The organism is Geothrix mesophila, assembly GCF_022808835.1.
Classification (GTDB): domain Bacteria; phylum Acidobacteriota; class Holophagae; order Holophagales; family Holophagaceae; genus Geothrix; species Geothrix paludis.
In genome coordinates, this window is the sequence record NZ_JAKZLD010000003.1 from 96,118 (window position 1) to 114,360 (window position 18,243).

13 protein-coding genes are annotated in these 18,243 nt (G+C 69.0%); 4 read left to right on the forward strand and 9 right to left on the reverse strand.

The genetic code is table 11. The features are described 5' to 3' along the window. Positions 1-30: 30 nt before the first annotated feature. The 4 genes from MLG87_RS10405 to leuS form a co-directional block, all read right to left on the reverse strand. On the reverse strand, positions 31-588 hold the full coding sequence (locus MLG87_RS10405) for a cob(I)yrinic acid a,c-diamide adenosyltransferase (protein ID WP_243295112.1): 558 nt from the start codon (positions 586-588) through the stop codon (positions 31-33). 169 nt (positions 589-757) lie between these two features. Continuing rightward, entirely contained in the window at positions 758-1,399 is a 642-nt protein-coding gene (gene pyrE / locus MLG87_RS10410) for an orotate phosphoribosyltransferase (protein ID WP_243295113.1), read from the reverse strand. After that, positions 1,399-2,337 carry a PLP-dependent cysteine synthase family protein gene (locus tag MLG87_RS10415; RefSeq protein WP_243295114.1) on the reverse strand — a complete coding sequence of 313 codons (939 nt, stop codon included), beginning with the start codon at positions 2,335-2,337 and terminating at the stop codon, positions 1,399-1,401. The genes pyrE and MLG87_RS10415 overlap by 1 nt, the downstream gene beginning before the upstream one ends. Positions 2,338-2,341: 4 nt before the next feature. Continuing rightward, positions 2,342-4,789, reverse strand: a complete 2,448-nt coding sequence (gene leuS, locus MLG87_RS10420; RefSeq protein WP_243295115.1) for a leucine--tRNA ligase — start codon at positions 4,787-4,789, stop codon at positions 2,342-2,344. 147 nt (positions 4,790-4,936) lie between these two features. On the opposite strand from leuS, the gene MLG87_RS10425 reads away from it, so the two are divergent. Both MLG87_RS10425 and MLG87_RS10430 read left to right on the forward strand, forming a co-directional pair. Then, positions 4,937-6,211: an amidohydrolase gene (locus MLG87_RS10425; protein ID WP_243295116.1), complete on the forward strand. Its 1,275-nt coding sequence runs from the start codon at positions 4,937-4,939 to the stop codon at positions 6,209-6,211. After that, entirely contained in the window at positions 6,204-6,827 is a 624-nt protein-coding gene (locus MLG87_RS10430; protein ID WP_243295117.1) for a trimeric intracellular cation channel family protein, read from the forward strand. Before MLG87_RS10425 ends, MLG87_RS10430 begins: the two co-directional genes overlap by 8 nt. 6 nt (positions 6,828-6,833) lie before the next feature. Here the strand turns inward: MLG87_RS10430 and MLG87_RS10435 are convergent, their stop codons facing one another. The 3 genes from MLG87_RS10435 to MLG87_RS16160 form a co-directional block, all read right to left on the reverse strand. Then, positions 6,834-9,086, reverse strand: coding sequence for an aconitate hydratase (locus tag MLG87_RS10435; protein WP_279341232.1), 2,253 nt, complete (start codon positions 9,084-9,086; stop codon positions 6,834-6,836). Between the two features lie 46 nt (positions 9,087-9,132). Then, positions 9,133-10,845, reverse strand: coding sequence for a sodium:solute symporter family transporter (locus MLG87_RS10440; RefSeq protein WP_243295118.1), 1,713 nt, complete (start codon positions 10,843-10,845; stop codon positions 9,133-9,135). A 102-nt stretch (positions 10,846-10,947) separates the two neighbouring features. After that, entirely contained in the window at positions 10,948-13,542 is a 2,595-nt protein-coding gene (locus MLG87_RS16160) for a PIG-L family deacetylase (RefSeq protein ID WP_279341233.1), read from the reverse strand. A gap of 170 nt (positions 13,543-13,712) precedes the next feature. Here MLG87_RS16160 and MLG87_RS10455 point away from each other — a divergent pair, with 170 nt between their 5' ends. Next, entirely contained in the window at positions 13,713-14,096 is a 384-nt protein-coding gene (locus MLG87_RS10455) for a BlaI/MecI/CopY family transcriptional regulator (RefSeq protein ID WP_243295119.1), read from the forward strand. After that, positions 14,093-16,087: a M56 family metallopeptidase gene (locus MLG87_RS10460; protein ID WP_243295120.1), complete on the forward strand. Its 1,995-nt coding sequence runs from the start codon at positions 14,093-14,095 to the stop codon at positions 16,085-16,087. The genes MLG87_RS10455 and MLG87_RS10460 overlap by 4 nt, the downstream gene beginning before the upstream one ends. Here the strand turns inward: MLG87_RS10460 and MLG87_RS10465 are convergent. Next, entirely contained in the window at positions 16,084-16,740 is a 657-nt protein-coding gene (locus MLG87_RS10465) for a hypothetical protein (RefSeq protein ID WP_243295121.1), read from the reverse strand. The genes MLG87_RS10460 and MLG87_RS10465 overlap by 4 nt on opposite strands. Positions 16,741-16,819: 79 nt before the next feature. Continuing rightward, positions 16,820-18,136 (reverse strand): TonB-dependent receptor, encoded by a 1,317-nt coding sequence (locus tag MLG87_RS10470; RefSeq protein WP_243295122.1) that lies wholly within the window; start codon positions 18,134-18,136, stop codon positions 16,820-16,822. Between the last annotated feature and the right edge of the window lie 107 nt (positions 18,137-18,243).

Here is an 18,243-nt window from a genome sequence, read left to right on the forward strand (position 1 = left end):
CCATGTACCGCCGCTCCGGGAATGGCGCCGTCAGTCCTTCGGCACCCACTGGATGTCCGCCACGCCGGCGGTGGCGTTCTCGGCGCGGGCGAGGGCGAAGAGCCAGTCGCTGAGGCGGTTCAGGTAGGCCAGGACGGCGGGGTTCAGCGGCTCCTCGTGGGTGAGGGCCACCACCTCGCGCTCGGCCCGACGGCAGACCGTGCGGGCCAGGTGGGCGTGAGCCGAGGCGGACGTGCCCCCGGGCAGCACGAAGGCCGTCATGGGCGGCGCCAGGGCGGTCAGGCGGTCGATGTCTGCCTCCATGTCCGCCAGGGCCCAGGTGGGGGTGCTCATGCGGGCGCCCAGCAACTCCTGGCGGTTGGCCGGGGTGGCGAGGATGGCCCCCAGCACGAAGAGATCGTGCTGGATGCGCTGCAGGGTCTCCTGCGTGGCGCAGGGAGCCGTGGCGTGGAGCAGCAGCAGGCCCATGACGCTGTTCAGCTCGTCCAGTGTGCCGTAGGCCACCAGGCGCAGGTGGGACTTGCTGACCCGCTCCCCCCCGAAGAGCCCCGAGGAACCGTCATCACCCGTGCGCGTGTACAGCTTCATGATCGGACCTCGAAAAACAGAGACAGGATGAACAGGATTTGGAAGGATGAACAGGATTCAAAACAACTGACGGACGCAAAAACAGGACTGTTTTTCTTCTTTAGTCCTGTTAATCCATCTTTTCATCCTGTTAATCCTGTCCACGCCTTTCGCCGGGATGGGTCGGCGCCTACGCCCCGCCGCGGGCGCGGCTCCAGGCCACGGTATCGGTCCGCCAATCCGCCAGAGCGGCCAGGCCGGCGGCATCCAGAAGGCCGCGGTGTCCCGCCTCCTCGGACAGCACCTGGAAGGAGCCGAGCACCTCGAACGGGATGTGCGCCGAGGCGAAGGCCTGTTCCGCCTGGGGCAGGCCGTAGCTGAAGAGGGCCAGCACCGCCGGCACCTCGGCGCCCTCGGCCCGGAGCGCGTCCGCGCACTTGAGGCTGGACATGCCCGTGGAGATCAGGTCCTCGATGAGCACGGCGCGGTGCCCCTTGGCCAGGGGGCCCTCCACCTGGCGGCCCATGCCGTGGTTCTTGGGCGTGGGGCGCACGTAGGCCATGGGCAGGCCCAGGCGGTCCGCCACCATGGCCGCCCAGGGCACGCCCGCCGTGGCCGCCCCGGCCACGAGCGTGGGGGCGAAGCTGGCGGCCCGCTCCGCCAGGGCCGCCACGATCTGGCCGCGGGCCTCAGGGAAGCCCAGGAGCTGGCGGTTGTCGCAGTAGATGGGCGCCTTCAGGCCGCTGGCCCAGGTGAAGGGGTCCAGAGGTTGGAGGCGCACGGCGCCCGCGTCTAGCAGGCAGGCGGCGAGATCCCGGGGCGAGAGCGGCATCAGAGCTCCAGGTCGGCCACGGGCTGCTTGGACATGTAGCGCTCGGCCCCATCGGGGAAGAGCGTCACCACCCGGGAACCGGCGGGCAGGGTCTTCGCGAACTCGCGGGCGGCCCAGGCATTGGCGCCCGCGGAGGCGCCCACCAGACAGCCCTCGGTGGCGATGAGCTCCCGGGCCGTGGCCAGGCTGTCCGCGTCCGCGACGTCGATGATGCGGTCCGCCAGGGAGAGGTTGAGGCTGGCGGGGATGAAGCCATTGCCCACGCCCTCCACCACCCACTCACCCACCGGGGCGCCGCAGTAGACCGAGCCCACGGGCTGCACCACCACGGCTTTGAGGGCGGGGTTCTTCTCCTTGAGGTAGCGGGCGATGCCCGTGAAGGTGCCGCCGCTGCCGGCGCCCAGCACCACAGCGTCCACACGGCCCTCCATCTGCTGCCAGATCTCGGGGCCCGTGGTGGCGTAGTGGCTGTCCGGGTTGCTGGGGTTGTCGAACTGCTGGGGCACGAAGGCGTGGGGGATGCTCGCCGCCAGCTCCTGGCACTTGGCGATGGCACCCTTCATGCCCTGCTCCTTGGGGATGAGCACCAGCTCGGCGCCGAGTGCCTTCATGAGCATCATCTTCTCTCGGCTGTACTTCGTCGGCACGCAGAGGATGCAGCGGTAGCCCAGGGCCTTGGCGGCGATGGCCAGGCCCACGCCGGTGTTGCCGGCCGTGGGCTCGATGATGGTGCTCACGCCGGGCTTGATCTGGCCGAGCGCCTCCGCGGCCTTGATCATCCCCACGCCGATGCGGTCCTTCACGCTGCCGCCGGGGTTCAGGTACTCGAGCTTGGAGAAGAGCTGGAGGCCCGGCGCGAAGCGGGTCAGGCGCAGAAGGGGGGTGTTCCCCACCAGGTCAAGGACGGTATCGACGACGGAAGGGAGGGTCTTGGTCACGGGATCAGCCTTTCACCACGATGCTCACGAGCTTGCCGCCCGGAGGAAGAACCACTTTCACGATCTCCTTGCCCGCCAGGTGGGGCTGGGCTTCGGCGCAGGCCAGGGCGGCCTCGCGGCGCTGCGCCTCGCCGGCGTGGGCCGACACGGTGATTCGACCGCGCACCTTGCCGTTCACCTGCACCACCACCAGCACCTCGTCGGCCTCCAGATACTGCGCGTCCGCCTGGGGCCAGGCGGCTTGCATGCAGAGGCCGGCCTTGCCGAGCTGGCTCCAGAGCTGCTCGGCCAGGTGGGGCGCCACGGGCGACATCATGCGCACGAAGGCGTCGAGGGCGTGTTGCATGACGGCCCCGCGGTGAGGCGCGTCCGAGGGCAGGTCACCCAGGGCGTTGGACAGCTCCATGAGGCCCGAGACCACGGTGTTGAACTGGTAGCGGCGCTCCAGGTCGTCCGTGAGCCGGGCGATGGTCTGGTTGAGCTTGATGAGGAGGGTCTTCTCCGCAGGGGCGAGCTGGTCCTTGGTCGGCAGGGCGTCGCCCGTCACCGCATGGTCTTCCACCATGCGGGTGACGCGCTTGAGGAAGCGGCTGGCACCCTCGATGCCCTCGAAGCCGGTCCAGTCGATCTCCTTCTCGATGGGCGCGGCGAAGATCATGAAGAGCCGCAGCGCATCCGCCCCGTACTTCGAGATCACCTCGTCGGGATCCACGATATTGCCCTTGGACTTGCTCATCTTCGAGCCGTCCTTCAGCACCATGCCCTGGCAGATGAGCTTCTGGAAGGGCTCGGGGCCGCTGGCCAGGCCGAGATCGCGCAGCACCTTGTAGAAGAAGCGCGCGTAGATGAGGTGCATGGTGGCGTGCTCGATGCCGCCCACATACAGGTCCACGGGCATCCAGGCATCGCTCTCGGCCTTGGCGAAGGGCAGTTCCGTGTTCTTCGGATCCAGGTAGCGCAGCCAGTACCAGCTCGAGTCCACGAAGGTGTCCATGGTGTCGGTCTCGCGCTTGGCCGGCTTGCCACAGCTTGGACACCTCGTGTCCAGGAAGGAGGAAGACGTCGTCAACGGCGAGGGGCCGTGGCCGGTGAAGGCCACGTCCTCGGGCAGACGCACGGGGAGGTTCTCGGGCTTCTCGGGAACGACGCCGCAGGCCTGGCAGTGCACCGTCGGGATGGGCGTGCCCCAGTAGCGCTGGCGGCTGAGGCCCCAGTCCTTGAGCTTGTAGGTGGTGGTCTTCTCGGCGCGCGCGCCGAGCTTGGCGATCATGGCCGTGACGGCCTCCTCGCTCTTCATCCCCGTGAACTCGCCGCTGTTCACCAGGGTGCCGAGGTCCCATTCGCTTTCCGATTCGATGACCTTGGGGATGGGCAGGCCGTACTTCTTCGCGAACTCGTGGTCGCGTTCGTCGTGGGCGGGCACGCCCATGACGGCGCCGGTGCCGTAGTCCATGAGCACGTAGTTGGCCGCGAAGACCGGCACCTTCTCGCCCGTGAAGGGGTGGATCACCGAGAGGGCCGTGCGGTGGCCCAGCTTCACGTCGCTGGTGAGGCGCTCCTCGCGGCTCACCGAGGCCACCTGGTCGCAGAAGGCCTTCAGCGCGGGGTCGGTCTCGGCGGCCTTCTCGATGACGGGATGCTCGGTGCTGAGGGCCATGAAGGTGACGCCGAAGAGCGTGTCCAGGCGCGTGGTGAAGACCTCCACTTGGCGGATACCCGCTGGGATCTGGCCATCGCCCGCTAAGTCGAAGGCCAGGCGCGCGCCCTCGGAGCGGCCGATCCAGTTGCGCTGCATGGTCTTCACGTTTTCGGGCCAGTCCAGGCCATCGAGGCACTCGAGCAGCTCGTCCGCGTACTTCGTGGTCTTGAAGAAGTACTGCTCCAGGGGCTTCTGCACGACGGGGAAGCCCGTTCGCTCGTCCTTGCCGTCCACCACCTGCTCGTTGGCCAGCACGGTGCCCAGCGCTTCGCACCAGTTCACGGTGCGCATGGCGCGGAAGACGTCGCCGGCCTCCCACATCTTGAGGAAGAGCCACTGGTTCCAGCGGTAGTAGTCGTCCTGGAAACTGGCGATCTCGCGGTCCCAGTCGTAGCTGATGCCCATCTTCTGGATCTGGCCCTTCATCTCCTCGATGTTCTTGCGGGTCCAGATGGCGGGGTGGATGCCGTGCTTGATGGCGGCGTTCTCCGCCGGCAGGCCGAAGCTGTCCCAGCCCAGGGGGTGCATGACCTCGCAGCCCCGCATCCGGCGGAAGCGGGCCGTGACATCACCGAGCGTGTAGTTGCGCACGTGGCCCATGTGGATGCGCCCGCTGGGATAGGGCAGCATCACCAGCATGTAGAAGGTCTTCGACCCGGGCAGCAGCTCCGAGGCCCGCTTGGCGCGGAAGGCGCCGGACTCGAGCCAGCGGCGCTGGATCTCGGGTTCCTGGGTCAGGGGCTGGAAGGGCATGGCGAAACTCCGCTAGAACCCTTGATTCTACAAGGAAACCCTCCTGCCTCCAGCCACGGCTTGCCGCCGGAAGGACAACCGCTTCATCCCACGGAATTCCCCACCCGGATCTGGAATCAGGGCAGGATACTTGCGCACGGAGGCTCCATGGACCCGCTGGCCAAGGCCCTCGATCCCCATCTGGAGACGCTCCTGCCGGAGCTGGAGGCCATCTACAAGGACCTGCACCGCCATCCGGAGCTGTCCATGCAGGAGGTGCGTACCGCGAAGCTAGCGGCCGATCACCTCGCCCGGCACGGATTCGAGGTGACTGCGGGGGTGGGCGGCACCGGCGTGGTGGGCCTCCTGCGCAACGGGCCCGGCCCCACGGTGATGCTACGGGCGGACATGGATGCCCTGCCCGTCACGGAGGCCACAGGTCTCCCCTACGCCAGCACGGCCCGGGCCATGAACGACGAGGGGGTGGAGGTGGGCGTGTCGCACGCCTGCGGCCACGACCTGCACGTGGTCTGGCTCATGGGCGCGACCCGGGTGCTCAGCGAGCGCAGGGACCTCTGGAATGGCACGCTCCTGGCCGTGTTCCAGCCGGGCGAGGAGGTCGGCCGCGGCGCCCGGGCCATGGTGGATGACGGGATGATCGCGCGCTTCCCCCGGCCCGACGTCATCCTGGGCCAGCACGTCATGGTGGGCCCCGCGGGCACGGTGAGCACCCGCGCCGGCACCATCCTCTCCGCCGGGGACAGCCTGAAGGTCCAGCTCTTCGGGCGCGGCTCTCACGGCTCCCAGCCCCAGACCTCCATCGACCCCGTGGTCATGGCCGCCTCCACGGTCCTGCGCCTCCAGACCATCGTCTCCCGCGAAGTGGGTCCCCTGGACAGCGCGGTGCTAACCATCGGCTCGCTCCAGGCCGGCACCAAGGAGAACATCATCCCCGAGGACGCCACCCTCAAACTCAACATCCGCACCTACGACGAGGGGGTCCGCGATCACGTCCTGTCCGCGGTGAAGCGAATCTGCTGCGCGGAGTGCGCGGCCTCGAACGCCCCGCGAGAGCCCGAGTTCACCCCCCTGAACAGCTACCCCATGACCGTGAACGACGCCGCGGCCACGGCCCGGGTAGCGAAAGTCTTCCAGGCCCAGTTCGGGGAGGCGGCCTACGAAGCGGCGCCCGCGGCGGCCAGCGAGGACTTCAGCTTCTTTGGCCGCGCCTGGAAGACGCCCTACGTGTTCTGGTTCGTGGGTGGAACCGACCCTGGCATCCACGCCAAGGCGAAGGCCGAGGGGCAGGTCAACCGCATCCCCAGCAACCATTCGTCGCGGTTCGCTCCGGTGCTGCATCCCACCCTGAAGACAGGTCTCCAGGCCATGCTGGCCGCGGCCGGGGCCTGGCTCTGCGATGGAGAGTCCACCGACCATGCCTGAGCGCGCGATCTTCGAGTTCCTCGACCTGGCGGGCATCTTCGTCTTCGCCATCAGCGGCGCCGCGGCGGCCCGGCAGCGGGACCTGGACCTGTTCGGCATCGTGGCCCTGGCCTTCGTCACCGCCTGCGGCGGCGGCATCGTGCGCGACCTCTGCCTGGGCGCGCTGCCCCCCGTGGGATTGACGGACTGGCGCTACCTGGCCTGCGCCACCCTGGGTGCCCTGGCCACCATCGGCGCCTACGGCTGGGTGCGGCGCCTGCGCTACCCGGTGCTCCTCTTCGACGCGCTGGGCATGGCCATGTTCGCCGTGGCCGGCACTCAGAAGGCGCTGGGGATGGGCCGCAACGCCGAGACCGCGATCCTCCTGGGGATGATGACCGCCGTGGGCGGCGGCATTCTCCGCGACATGCTCCTCAGCCGGGTGGCCGTGGTGCTGGAGCGGGAGATCTACGCCTCCGCCGCCCTGCTGGGCGCCCTGCTGGTGGTGCTGGCGCACCACCTCCACGCGAGTCCGGCCTGGGCCACCTGGCCCGGCCTCCTGGCCTGCTTCGGGTTGCGCTACCTGTCGCTGCGGTTCGGCTGGAACATGCCCCGCTTCGGGCGGCGGACTGCCTGAACGGGGCTATTTCTCGGTCCTGCCCATGAGGTTTAGCGCCGAGCCGGCCTTGAACCAGGCGATCTGGCCTTCGTTGAAGGTGTGGTTCAGCGTGATCCGGTCGGTGCTGCCGTCCGCGTGCGTGGCCACCAGGGTGAGGGGCTTGCCGGGCGCGAAGGTGGTGAGCTCCTGGATGGCGAGGCGGTCGTCCTCCAGGAGCTTGTCGTAGTCCTTGGGGTCCGCGAAGGTGAGAGGCAGCATGCCCTGCTTCTTGAGATTCGTCTCGTGGATGCGGGCGAAGCTCTTCACGATGATGGCGCGACCGCCCAGGTGCCGCGGCTCCATGGCCGCATGCTCGCGGCTGGAGCCTTCCCCGTAGTTCTCGTCGCCGATGACCACCCATCCGATCCCCGCAGCCTTGTAGGCCCGGGCCACCTTGGGCACTTCGTCGGTGGCGCCGGTGAGCAGGTTCTTCACGCGGTTGACCGAGCCGTTGAAGGCGTTGGTGGCGCCGATGAGGAGGTTGTTGCTGATGTTGTCCAGGTGACCCCGGAAGCGCAGCCAGGGACCTGCGGCGGAGATGTGGTCGGTAGTGCACTTGCCCTGGGCCTTGATGAGGATCCGAAGATCCGTGAGGTCCGTGCCTTCCCAGGCCTTGAAGGGTTCCAGTTTCTGGAGGCGCTGGCTGGCGGGATCGATCTTCACGTCGATGCGGTGGCGATCCTGGGGTGGCGCCTGGTAGGTGGCCTGGCCGGGGTCGTAGCCCTTCTTCGGGAGGCTGTCGCCGCTGGGCGGCTGGAGCTTGAAGGGCTTGCCATCCGCGCCCGTGAGCGTGTCCGTCTCGGGGTTGAAGGTGAGGCGGCCCGCCAGGACGAAGGCCGTGACGATCTCTGGCGAGGCGACGAAGGCGCAGGTCTCGGGGTTGGCGTCGTTCCGCGCGGCGAAGTTGCGGTTGAAGCTCGTGATGATGGAATTTCGGTCGCCCTTCTGGATGTCGTGGCGCTTCCACTGGCCGATGCAGGGCCCGCAGGCATTGGCCAGCACCGTCCCGCCCACCTTCGTGAAGACGGCCATCTGCCCGTCGCGCGCGATGGTGGCGCGGATCTGCTCGCTGCCCGGCGTGATGGTGAAGGTGGACCTGGCCTTCACGCCATGGTCCAGGGCCTGCTTCGCCACGCTGGCGGCCCGCTCCATGTCCTCGTAGCTGGAGTTGGTGCAGCTGCCGATGAGGCCCACCTTCAGCTCTTCCGGATAGCCCTTCTCCTTCACGGCGGCGGCGAACTTCGACAGGGGCCAGGCCAAGTCCGGCGTGAAGGGGCCGTTGATGTGGGGTTCCAGCGTGCTGAGGTCGATCTCCACCACCTGGTCGTAGGCGCAGCCTTCGTCGGCTTTCAGATGGTCTGCGAAACCCTCGGCCAGCGCCGCGATCTCGCCGCGGCCCGTGGCCCGCAGGTAGTCCGCCATGCGGTGGTTGAAGGGGAAGAGGCTGGTGGTCGCGCCGATCTCGGCACCCATGTTGCAGATGGTGCCCATGCCCGTGCAGGAGATGGCGTCCACGCCGGGGCCGAAGTACTCCACGATGGCGCCGGTGCCGCCCTTCACCGTGAGGATGCCCGCCAGCTTGAGGATGACGTCCTTGGGGGAGGTCCAGCCGCGGAAGGCGCCCGTGAGCTTCACGCCGATGAGCTTGGGCGCTTTCAGTTCCCAGGGCAGGCCCGCCATGACGTCCACGGCGTCCGCCCCGCCCACGCCGATGGCCACCATGCCCAGGCCGCCGGCGTTGGGCGTGTGCGAGTCCGTGCCGATCATGAGGCCGCCGGGGAAGGCGTAGGTCTCCAGCACCACTTGGTGGATGATGCCGCTGCCCGGGCGCCAGAAGCCAAGGCCGTACTTGTCGCACACCGAGGAGAGGAAGTCGTAGACCTCCTTGTTCTCGGTGTTGGCGCGGGCCAGGTCCGGGCTGGAGCCCACCTCGGCCTGGATGAGGTGGTCGCAGTGGACCGTGGAGGGCACGGCCACCTCGGGCAGCCCCGAGGTCATGAACTGGAGGAGGGCCATCTGGGCCGTGGCGTCCTGCATGGCCACGCGGTCGGGCCGCAGCTCCAGGTAGCTCTTCCCCCGCAGGATCTCTGCCTGATCCGGGTGATCCAGGTGGCCGTAGACGATCTTCTCGGCCAGGGAGAGGGGCCGGTTCAGACGTTGGCGCACCACCTTCAGGTTGGCGGCCATGCGGTCGTAGACGGCCTTCACGAACGCGGGAGTGGATTCGATCTGCGCCATGGCGGAATCCTCCGGGGCCAGTAGTGTAGTCCTTCCACCGATGAGGTCACGCGGTTTCGAGCGGCCTTCCCGGTGCCTCGGCCGATGGCTGAAGGAAGCTGAACGCATACGCGAGTCCCACCACCGCCACACAGCCGACCACGTTGTACCAGAGGAAGGAGATGGAAGTGAACGCGAAGCAGAGCAGAACGGCGACCTCGGCCGCGAGGGCGGCGTAGAACGCCGTGCCGCCGCGGGCCCGCTTCACGTAGAAGGCCGTGATGAAGATGCCGAGGATGGTGCCGTAGAACAGCGACCCGAGGATGTTCACCGCCTCGATGAGGGAACCCAGGCGGGCTGCGTATTCGGCGAAGGCCATGCCGAAGCAGCCCCAGGCGAACGTGGCGGCGCGGCCCACCCACACTTCGCGGGCGCCGCGGCTGCCACCGATGAGGCGGCGCCAGAAGTCCACCACCGTGGTCGCGCCCAGGGCGCTGATCTCGCCGGACATGGAGGACATGGAGCCGGAGAACACGGCGGCCAGCACCAGGCCCACCAGGCCGGCCGGCAGGCTGCTCAGCACGTAGGCCAGGAAGATGTAGTTGACGTCGCTGGGATGGGTGCCCGGATTGGCCTTCTCGATGAGGGCCAGCCCCTTCTGCCGCACCGTCTCGCTGTCGGCTTGCGCCTGCTGGAGCTGCCGCTTGGCGTCGGCGGTCGTCCCCGCGTCCCCTGCGTGCCGGGCGGCCACGAAGGCCTCGGCCCGCTGGCGCTGGATGTCGCGGGCGCGGGCGTAGTCCGCCTCCAGGGCGCGGTAGGCTGGGGCGTCCGGACCCGCCAGGACCTGCTTCACGGGGCCCGGGTTGAAGAAGAGCGGCGGCGCGTGGAACTGGTAGAAGGCGAAGACCATCACGCCCAGCAGCAGGATGAGGAACTGCAGCGGCACCTTGACCATGCCGTTCAGCAGGAGGCCGAGGCGCCCCTGGGTGAGCGAGCTGCCCGCGAGGTAGCGCTGCACCTGGGACTGGTCCGTGCCGAAGTAGGAGAGCATGAGGAAGAAGCCCCCGATGAGGCCCGACCAGAGGTTGTAGCGGTTGTTCAGGTCGAAGCGCAGGTCGACGGCGTTCAGCCGCCCCAGCCCTCCCGCCACATGCAGGGCGTCGCCGAGGCTCACATGAGCGGGCAGGCGGTGGACGGTCATCACGCCCGCCAGAATCATCCCGAAGGCGATGATCACCATCTGGGAGCTGTGGGCCCAGGCCACGGCCCGGGTCCCGCCCACCACCGTGTAGGTCATGACCAGCACACCCACCAGCAGGATGTTGGCGTGGATGCTCCAGCCCAGCAGCACCGAGAGGACCAGGGCCGGCGCGAAGATCGTGATGCCCACCGAGAGACTGCGCTGGATCAGGAAGAGGCCGGCAGCAAGAAGTCGGGTCTTCAGGTCGAAACGGGCCTCGAGGATTTCGTAGGCGGTGGAGACCTTCAGGCGGTGGTAGAGGGGAAGCGCCGTCATCGAGAGGACGATGGCGGCCAGCGGCAGGCCGAAGTAGAACTGCACGAAGCGCATGCCGTCCGCGTAGGCCAGACCCGGCGTGGAGAGGAAGGTGATGGCGCTCATCTGCGTCGCGATGATGGAGAGGCCGATGAGCCACCAGCGATGGTCGCGCCCGCCGCCGATGTAGGCTTCGCCCGAGGTGGCGCCGCGGCCCTTGTAGAGGCCCCAGCACACGACGACCAGCAGGGCGCCGCCGAGAACGAGCCAGTCGAGCCGGCTCACGAGAAGGCCCAGGCGAGGAGGCGGAGGCCCAGGATGCAGAGCAGCAGCTCGCCGAGAACCATCAGGTAGAGGCGCTTCCAAGTGCCCAGGAGGGGCGGGGCGTCAGTCATGGGCGTGCCCCAGGGCCAGCAGGTTGGCGAAGAGCCGGGTGGCGCCGGGCACCCCGTCCGGCAGCTGGCGGAAGAAGGACAGGCCCGTGTACACGTAGTGCCCCTTCCCGTGCTTCGCCAGGATCAGGGCCCCGGCGTCCTCGGCTTCGCCGGGGTCCGCCATGCCCAGCAGGGGCGTGTAGCGGGCATCCCAGCCCTCGGCGTGGTAGAGGCTCCGCTCCTGCACCCAGCCGTCGAAGTCCGCCGCCACGATCTCATTGGGCCAGTGGAACACGGGATGGTCGGGCTTCAGGAGGTGGACCGGCACCGTCTCCACGGTGACGCGCTTCCGGCCCACCTTGAAGGGATAGGGACCGATGGCCTCCGTGACCATGGCGGCGTTGATCCCCGGGATGCCCGTGTTCACGGTGTAGAGCACCAGCTCGGTGCCGCCCGCGGCCACATAGGCGTGGAGCCGCTCCTTGAGGGTCTGGAGGGCCGGGCGGGTGTTGAACGCGCGGACGCCCAGCACGAGGGCGTCGAAGCGCCCGAGGTCCTCCCGGGCCAGGGCCTCGTCCGTGAGGAGCTCCACCTCGTAGCCGATGCGCCGCAGGGCGCGGGGGATCTCGTCCCCCGCGCCCATCACGTAGCCGATGTGGCGGCCGTCGTGCTTCAGGTCGAAGCGCTCCAGGCGCACCCTCGCCTCGGGCAGCAATGTCTGCAAGGGGATGTGCGGGTGGTCCACCGCCACGAGGCCGCGGGCGCCCGTGAAGCCCGCGCCCAGGTCCACCTCGGCGCGGAGCTCGCCGGACGCGGCCGAGGCCGGCGGCGTGACGTGGAAGCTCAGCTTCTTCTTCTCGCCGGCCTGGGCCAGGGCGAAGGCCTGCTCAGACGGATCCACCGCCCAGCCCGCGGGCACCCGGAAGCGCACGCGCCCCGAGGCAGCCGCACCGCCGGCCAGCACCTGGAGGCGCACCTCCTTCGCCGCCGGAGTCTCAAAGGCCAGGACGGAGTCGGCGAAGCTCACGAGCGCCGCCGGCACCACCGCCAGCGGCTGGTACCGCTCACCCAGGACCGGATCCCGGAACCGGTACTGCACGGGCACCGTGACCTCGAAGGGGCCGTCAGAGGTCTTCAGGCGGGCCCGGAGGCGGAAGGGCGCCGGGGATTCGGGCAGGCCCGCCCAGGCCTCCGCGCCCGGCCCTCCCAGCCAGTGGGGCTGGCTCAGGGGCGTGTCCGCCGGCACGGCGAAGGAGAAGGCCACCTTCCAGGGCGCATTGTCGGGCAGGACCGCTCCCTCCCTCCGGGACTCCAGGACGCGGCCTTCCTCCGGCCGGACCGATTCCAGCGCGAGGGCGTCGAGGGTCAGGGAAGCGCCGCCGCGCGCCAGCAGGGCGGCATGCACCGTGAGCCGGTCGCCGGGCGCCAGGCGCTGGCGGTCGGCGATGGCTTCCACCCAGAGCCCGGCAGCCGCGCGGATCGCGTCCTCCAACTCCGCGGCCTTGGCCTGGACCAGAGGCTCGGCCAAGGTCTCGGACGGCAGCGCGCGAAGGGCCTGCAGGGCCCGGACCAGCGACGGCAGGACGCCGGCGGGGTGCTCCGGACGGTAGCCCTCGCGGGCCTCGCGCAGGAGGGCGGCTAGACCGCGGGTGCCCCGGAAGCGGGACCAGGTGAGGTCGATCCCCTCGAAGAGATCCGCCGTCGCGGGCCGGCCCTCCAGCCGCTCGAAGGTCTCCAGCCGCCGGCCCCGCTGGGCCAGCACGCCGAAGCCCTGGCTGCGGTGCTGGCTGCGGCTCTCGGCGGCCAGTTCGCCGTACGATCGCCCCAGTAGCGGATCGTAGGCGCCCACATCCAGGGTCAGGCTTCCGGAAGGCGGCGCCGGGGCTTCGTCGGTGAAGAGGTAGTGGTTCCACAGCAGCCGCGTGGCCTGCCAGGGGCGCAGCCCGGCCGCGAGCTGCTCCGGGAAGCGGCCCGGATCCGCCGCGGCCTTGAAGGCCTCGATGGCCAGCAGGGCCGAGGCGGTGTGGTGGCCGTGACCCGCCCGCGCATCCGGCGGGAACCGCGTGAGGATGACATCCGGCCGGAAGGCGCGGATGGCCCGCACCACCTCGGCGAGGACCCGGTCGTGGCCCCACATCCGCAGGCTCTCCTCCGCCGTCTTGGAGAACCCGAAGTCCACCGCCGAGGTGAAGTACTGCTCGGCCCCGTCGATGCGCCGCGCGGCCAGCAGCTCCTGCGTGCGGATGGCCGCGAGGCCGTCGCCCAGCTCGGGGCCGATGAGGTTCTGCCCGCCCCCACCCCGGGTGATGGCCAGGTAGGCCGTGCGGAGGTTGCGCCCCTTGGACAGGGTGGCCAGCACGGCGGTGTTCTCGTCATCCGGGTGGGCCGCGAGGTAGAGGACGCTGCCCACGGCCTGGAGGCGGTCCAGCCGTTTCTCCAGGTCCGCCGCGTCCCGGACGGGCACCTGGGCCGAAAGTCCGGATCCCAGCAGCAGGCCCAGCGCCAGGAGCGGCGCCAGGAGGAGCGCCCGGCCCAGCGCCGGGGGCGCGTTCCGCCACGCCGCGCCGGGGACAGAAGGGGTCGGGCGCGCGGCGGCAGGAAGCGGCATGGGGCTCCTCGATCAGGACGGCCAGCATACCGCCTGGCCCGGGATGGCGAGGGCTCAGGGAATGGAGAGACGGTTTTTCAGCCGGGGACTAAACCAAGTACGACAATCTTCGTTGACTACTACGAAACTTGTCGTATCTTTTCCGCATCCCCCTTCTGGAGTCCCTTCCCATGACCTCTGCCCCCCGCCCCACCGACGCCGAGCTCGCCATCCTCCGGGTGCTCTGGGAGCGGGGACCCAGCACGGTGCGGCAGGTCTTCGAGGTGCTGTCCTCGGAGCGGGAGCTGGGCTACACCACCGTGCTGAAGATGCTCCAGATCATGGACGAGAAGGGCCTGGTGGCGCGGGATGTCACGGACCGGACCCATGTCTTCTCCGCCCGCGAGACCCAGGTCCAGACCCAGCGGCACCTGCTGGATGACCTGCTGGACAAGGCCTTCGGGGGCTCCTCCCTGAGCCTCGTCATGCAGGCCCTGGCCACCCGCCGGGCCAGCCGCGAGGAACTGGCGGAGATCCGGAAACTGCTCGACCAGGCCGAAGGAGGGAAGCGATGAATCCCCTGCTCTCTGTCGTCCGCGAGCCCTGGGCCCAGGCCCTGGGCTGGAGCCTGCTCCATTTCCTGTGGCAGGGCGCCGCCCTGGGCCTGCTGGCTTGGCTGGCGCTGGCCCTGTTGCGGGGCGTCAGCGCCCGGGCCCGCTATGGCGTGGCCTGCGCCGCCCTCCTCCTCATGGCCGCGGCGCCGGTGGCCACCTTCCTGTTCCTCCAGCGCCAGGCCGCCCTGGCGGAGCCCCTGCGCCTGGGAGCCGAAGCCTCCGGGATCCTGATCCCGGACGCGCCGCTGCCCCTGCGGCTGAAGCTGGCCCTGGATTCCGCCCTGCCCTGGCTGCTGGGCGCCTGGGCCCTGGGCGTGGTCCTGCTCTCCGCCCGCTTCCTCGGTGGCTGGGCCCGCGTGCAGCGCTTGCGCCAGCAGGGGACCACCCCGGCCCCCGCGGAGTGGCACCTGGTGCTGTCCCGGCTCTGCCGGGAGCTGAAGCTCTCCCGCACCGTGCGCATGCTGCGGTCCGCCGCGGTGGAGGTGCCCACGGCCCTGGGTTGGCTGCGCCCCGTCATCCTGCTTCCCGCTTGCGCCTTGGCGGGCCTCGCGCCCCAGCAACTGGAGGCCATCCTCGCCCACGAGCTGGCCCACATCCGCCGGGGCGACTTCCTGGTGAATCTGCTCCAGTCCCTGGTGGAGGTCGCCCTCTTCTACCACCCCGCCGTGTGGTGGCTGTCGGCCCGCATCCGGCACGAGCGTGAGCTCTGCTGCGACGACGTGGCCGCCGCCCTCTGCGGTGATCCCCTGCTCCTGGCCCGCGCCCTCACCGATCTGGAGGCCCTGCGCGAGGCCGCGTCCCCCGCCCCCCACCTGGCCCTGGCCGCCAACGGAGGTTCCCTCATGCACCGCGTCCGCCACCTGCTCCAGCCCGCCCTGCCCGCCTCCAACGCCGCCCGGGCCGCGGCCCTGGCCCTCCTGGCCGCCTCGCTGCTGGGCGCCGGCGTGGTCCTCCAGGACAAGGGAAAGGAATCCACCCCCAAGGCCGAGCCGGTCACCCGCATGAAGGTCATCGACGGCGACCGCAAGCTGGACCTGCAGATGAAGGGCGATGTGCAGCTCGACCCCGCCGCCAAGGAGCCTGTGACCGTCCCCGGGGACGGCAGCTTCCGCGTGGAGGAGAAGAAGGCCGGGAAGACCCGCGCCTACAGCGCCTCCAAGGGCCAGCGCACCTACACCGTGGATGGGAAGACGCAGCCCCTGGACGCCGAGGGCGAGGCCTGGCTGCGCGAGGCCGTGAAGGACGCCGCCAAGGCCCAGAAGGCCGGCGACAAGGCCCGCCGCATCGAGATCCGCACCCGGCACCTGGATGCCCAGACCCGCGAACTCGATACCCATCTGAAGAACCTCGACGCGCACCTGAAGGACCTGGATCGCCTCCCGGAGCTGAGCCCCGAAGAGCGCGCCAAGGTCCGCGCCGACATCGACAAGGCGCGAGCAGACATCGAGAAGGCCCGGGCCGAGCGCCGGAAGGTGCGGATGGAGGTGATCCGGAAGAAAGGCGAGGCCGGGAAGGACGTGGAGATCCTCACCGAGGACGTGGGCCCCGGCACCGTCGTGATCCGCAAGCGGGTGGACGGCAAGGACGTCATCGAGAAGCGCGTGAAGGTGCGTGGCGCGAAGAAGGGCGAGGGTGGTACCTGGACCTTCGTGGGCCCCGATGAGGAGGACATGCTCGTGGAGGTCCCCGGCGACATCGACATCCCGCCCATCCACATCCCCGAGATCCACATCGACCACCCGGGCGTAGAAGCCGATCCCCAGGCGGAGATCCGCGCCCTGCAGGCGGCCATGACGTCCATGCAGAAGCGCCTGGACCAGCTCCAGAAGCAGGCGGCCGAGGCACCAAAGGGCCGCAAGGTGCCCAAGGGCGCGGCCGTGCCGCCGCCTCCTCCAGCCCCCCCGGCGCCGCCTGATCCGCCGGCACCTCCTGCACCTCCCATCGAGCCCTAGAGGCCGACGGAGGACGATGACGAGGAGTCGGCGGGGGGCTTCCCGATCGTCCCCAGCCCAGCCCTCACCGCCCAGGCTCCCAGGAGCAGCAGGATGGGGAAGCAGACGTAGAACGTCAGCTGGGCCAGTTCCAGCCCCGCGGGATCCGCGTTGGAACGCAGGTGGGTCTTGAGGAAGCCCCAGAAGGCGCTGGGGTGGTGATGGAGATACTCCTCGCTCGCGGATTCCATGATGAACGTGAAACCGAGGACATTCAGGAGATTCCCCACGAAGATCAAGCGCATGGCCTGACGGAAGGCCGAGGTCGCGGCGTCGTGTCCGCCCTTGAACACCCTCAGGATCAGGGCGGCGGCGAACAGGAGCGTGGCCACGGGATAGAACGGGACTGCGACCTTCACATCGGCCAGGACGTCGGGGTTCAGGACGAGGTACCCGATGAGAACGGTTCCCGAGAGCAGCAAGTCAGGGGCGAGGGCGACTGCGCCACGGAAGGCCTCTTGGGACAGACGGAGTCCAAACCTCTGCTCCACGGCGTGGAAGTAGTCTCGGGCCAGGATGAGGCCTGAGGCCAGAAGACCCATCAGGATCGACAGGTCGATGAGGCCCTGGAGACTCCATACCTCCAGTCCCTTTGAGATGTCAGGGCCATTCACGGCCGCCTCCAGATCGCAGGTGCAGATGGAAACGAGGCGGAGGCGCGGGGACCGCGTCTCCGCCTCGGGACAGCGCGGGTCAGTAGATCCAGATGAAGCGGATCTGGAACTTGTTCTCCTTCTTGTCGGCCGCATTCACGCCCGCCACGACACCCTGCTGGGTGGTGACATTCTGGTACTGGGCGATGAGCTGGAAGCCGTCGTTGAAGGGGATGTTGGCGTAGGCCGTGATGCCGCTCTTGTCCACATTGGTCGCGACATCCGTGGGCTGGAAGCGGTCGTACCGCGCACCCACCGTCAGGCGCTCGCTGGGAGACGAGGCCAGTTCGCCGAAGTAGCCCTTGCTCTTATAGGTCGCGCCGGTGAGGTAGGCCTTGTCCTTGCCCACCTGATACCCCGCGCGAATCTGAGCCTTGAGGGTGGGGACCCAGGAGGCGTAGACGGCGGTGCGGGTGTACTTGTTCTCGTAGCTCGTGGCCGGAGCGAACGCATCGGGCGCGGTGCCGGGGATGGGCTGGTCCATGGTGCCGGTGTAGTAGTAGAGCGAGACGCCCGAGCCCTTCTCGTCCAGGATCTGGTTCAGGAAGAGCTGGTAGTCCTTGGTGTTGTAGTTCTTGAAGGAGGACTTCTTGCTCCAGCTGCCGCCCTGGGCGGGATCGGCGATCAGGGCGCCGTCCTCCTCGTGGACCATCACGCCGTTGAACATGGTCAGGCTGATGGTGGTGCGCTTGTAGACATAGGAGGCCTCCACACCGGCCTGGTCGAAGCCCCAGGGCTTGAAATAGGACGACTTGGCCGGCGAGGTCTGCATGAAGGGGCGATCGATGGAGAAGGGGCGATCCGACGCGCCATAGCCTTCGAAGGGGTGGAAGACGCCGATGCGGGCGTTGAACCAGCTGTTCTCGTCACCGGCGGTGAAGCGCAGGTAGGCGTTCTCGGTCTCGACGACATCGCCGGGTGCGAGGGAGAGCTCCACGAGGGAACCCAGGTATTTCCCGAAGGAGCCGCTGATGGGATAGAACGTGGTTTCGAAGAAGGTCGTCTGGTTGGTGCTCTGGTTGTTGGCGGGGTTGGTGCCCGTGTCCGTGTGACTGCTGTCGTACCGGGCCTGGATACGGGCCGTGTACGCGTTGTCCATGGTGGTCTTGGCCGGGGCATCCTTGCTGGCCTTGGTACCGTCCAGACGGTAGATCTCGGAAGTCAAACGGAAGCCGGCCTTGCGGAAGTCGTAGCCGGTCTCGTTCAGCGCCGGCACCGTGGTGTGGCACATGCTGCAGTCGGCGGAGTACTTGCGCGCCCAGTTGGGCATGGCCTCCGCGCGGGGGATGAGGGCCAGCAGGGGCAGGAGGACGAACGTCCTCGGAGCCCAGCGGCGAAGAATGGTGGTGAGGGTCACGGTCTGCCTCCTGATGGGTGGGGGGGAGGAGTCGGGGCCATCCGCGGCCCAACTCTTTACCTTCGAGTCCACAAATTAGGGAGACGACCTGACAGACCCGGGGCAGC

Excerpts from the sequence above, each read along its gene's own strand:
- MLG87_RS16160 (WP_279341233.1), bottom strand. The coding sequence starts at position 13,542 with ATGCCGCTTCCTGCCGCCGCGCGCCCGACCCCTTCTGTCCCCGGCGCG.
- pyrE (WP_243295113.1), bottom strand. The coding sequence starts at position 1,399 with ATGCCGCTCTCGCCCCGGGATCTCGCCGCCTGCCTGCTAGACGCGGGC.
- MLG87_RS10460 (WP_243295120.1), top strand. The coding sequence starts at position 14,093 with ATGAATCCCCTGCTCTCTGTCGTCCGCGAGCCCTGGGCCCAGGCCCTG.
- MLG87_RS10405 (WP_243295112.1), bottom strand. The coding sequence starts at position 588 with ATGAAGCTGTACACGCGCACGGGTGATGACGGTTCCTCGGGGCTCTTC.
- MLG87_RS10430 (WP_243295117.1), top strand. The coding sequence starts at position 6,204 with ATGCCTGAGCGCGCGATCTTCGAGTTCCTCGACCTGGCGGGCATCTTC.
- MLG87_RS10435 (WP_279341232.1), bottom strand. The coding sequence starts at position 9,086 with ATGGCGCAGATCGAATCCACTCCCGCGTTCGTGAAGGCCGTCTACGAC.
- MLG87_RS10455 (WP_243295119.1), top strand. The coding sequence starts at position 13,713 with ATGACCTCTGCCCCCCGCCCCACCGACGCCGAGCTCGCCATCCTCCGG.
- leuS (WP_243295115.1), bottom strand. The coding sequence starts at position 4,789 with ATGCCCTTCCAGCCCCTGACCCAGGAACCCGAGATCCAGCGCCGCTGG.
- MLG87_RS10425 (WP_243295116.1), top strand. The coding sequence starts at position 4,937 with ATGGACCCGCTGGCCAAGGCCCTCGATCCCCATCTGGAGACGCTCCTG.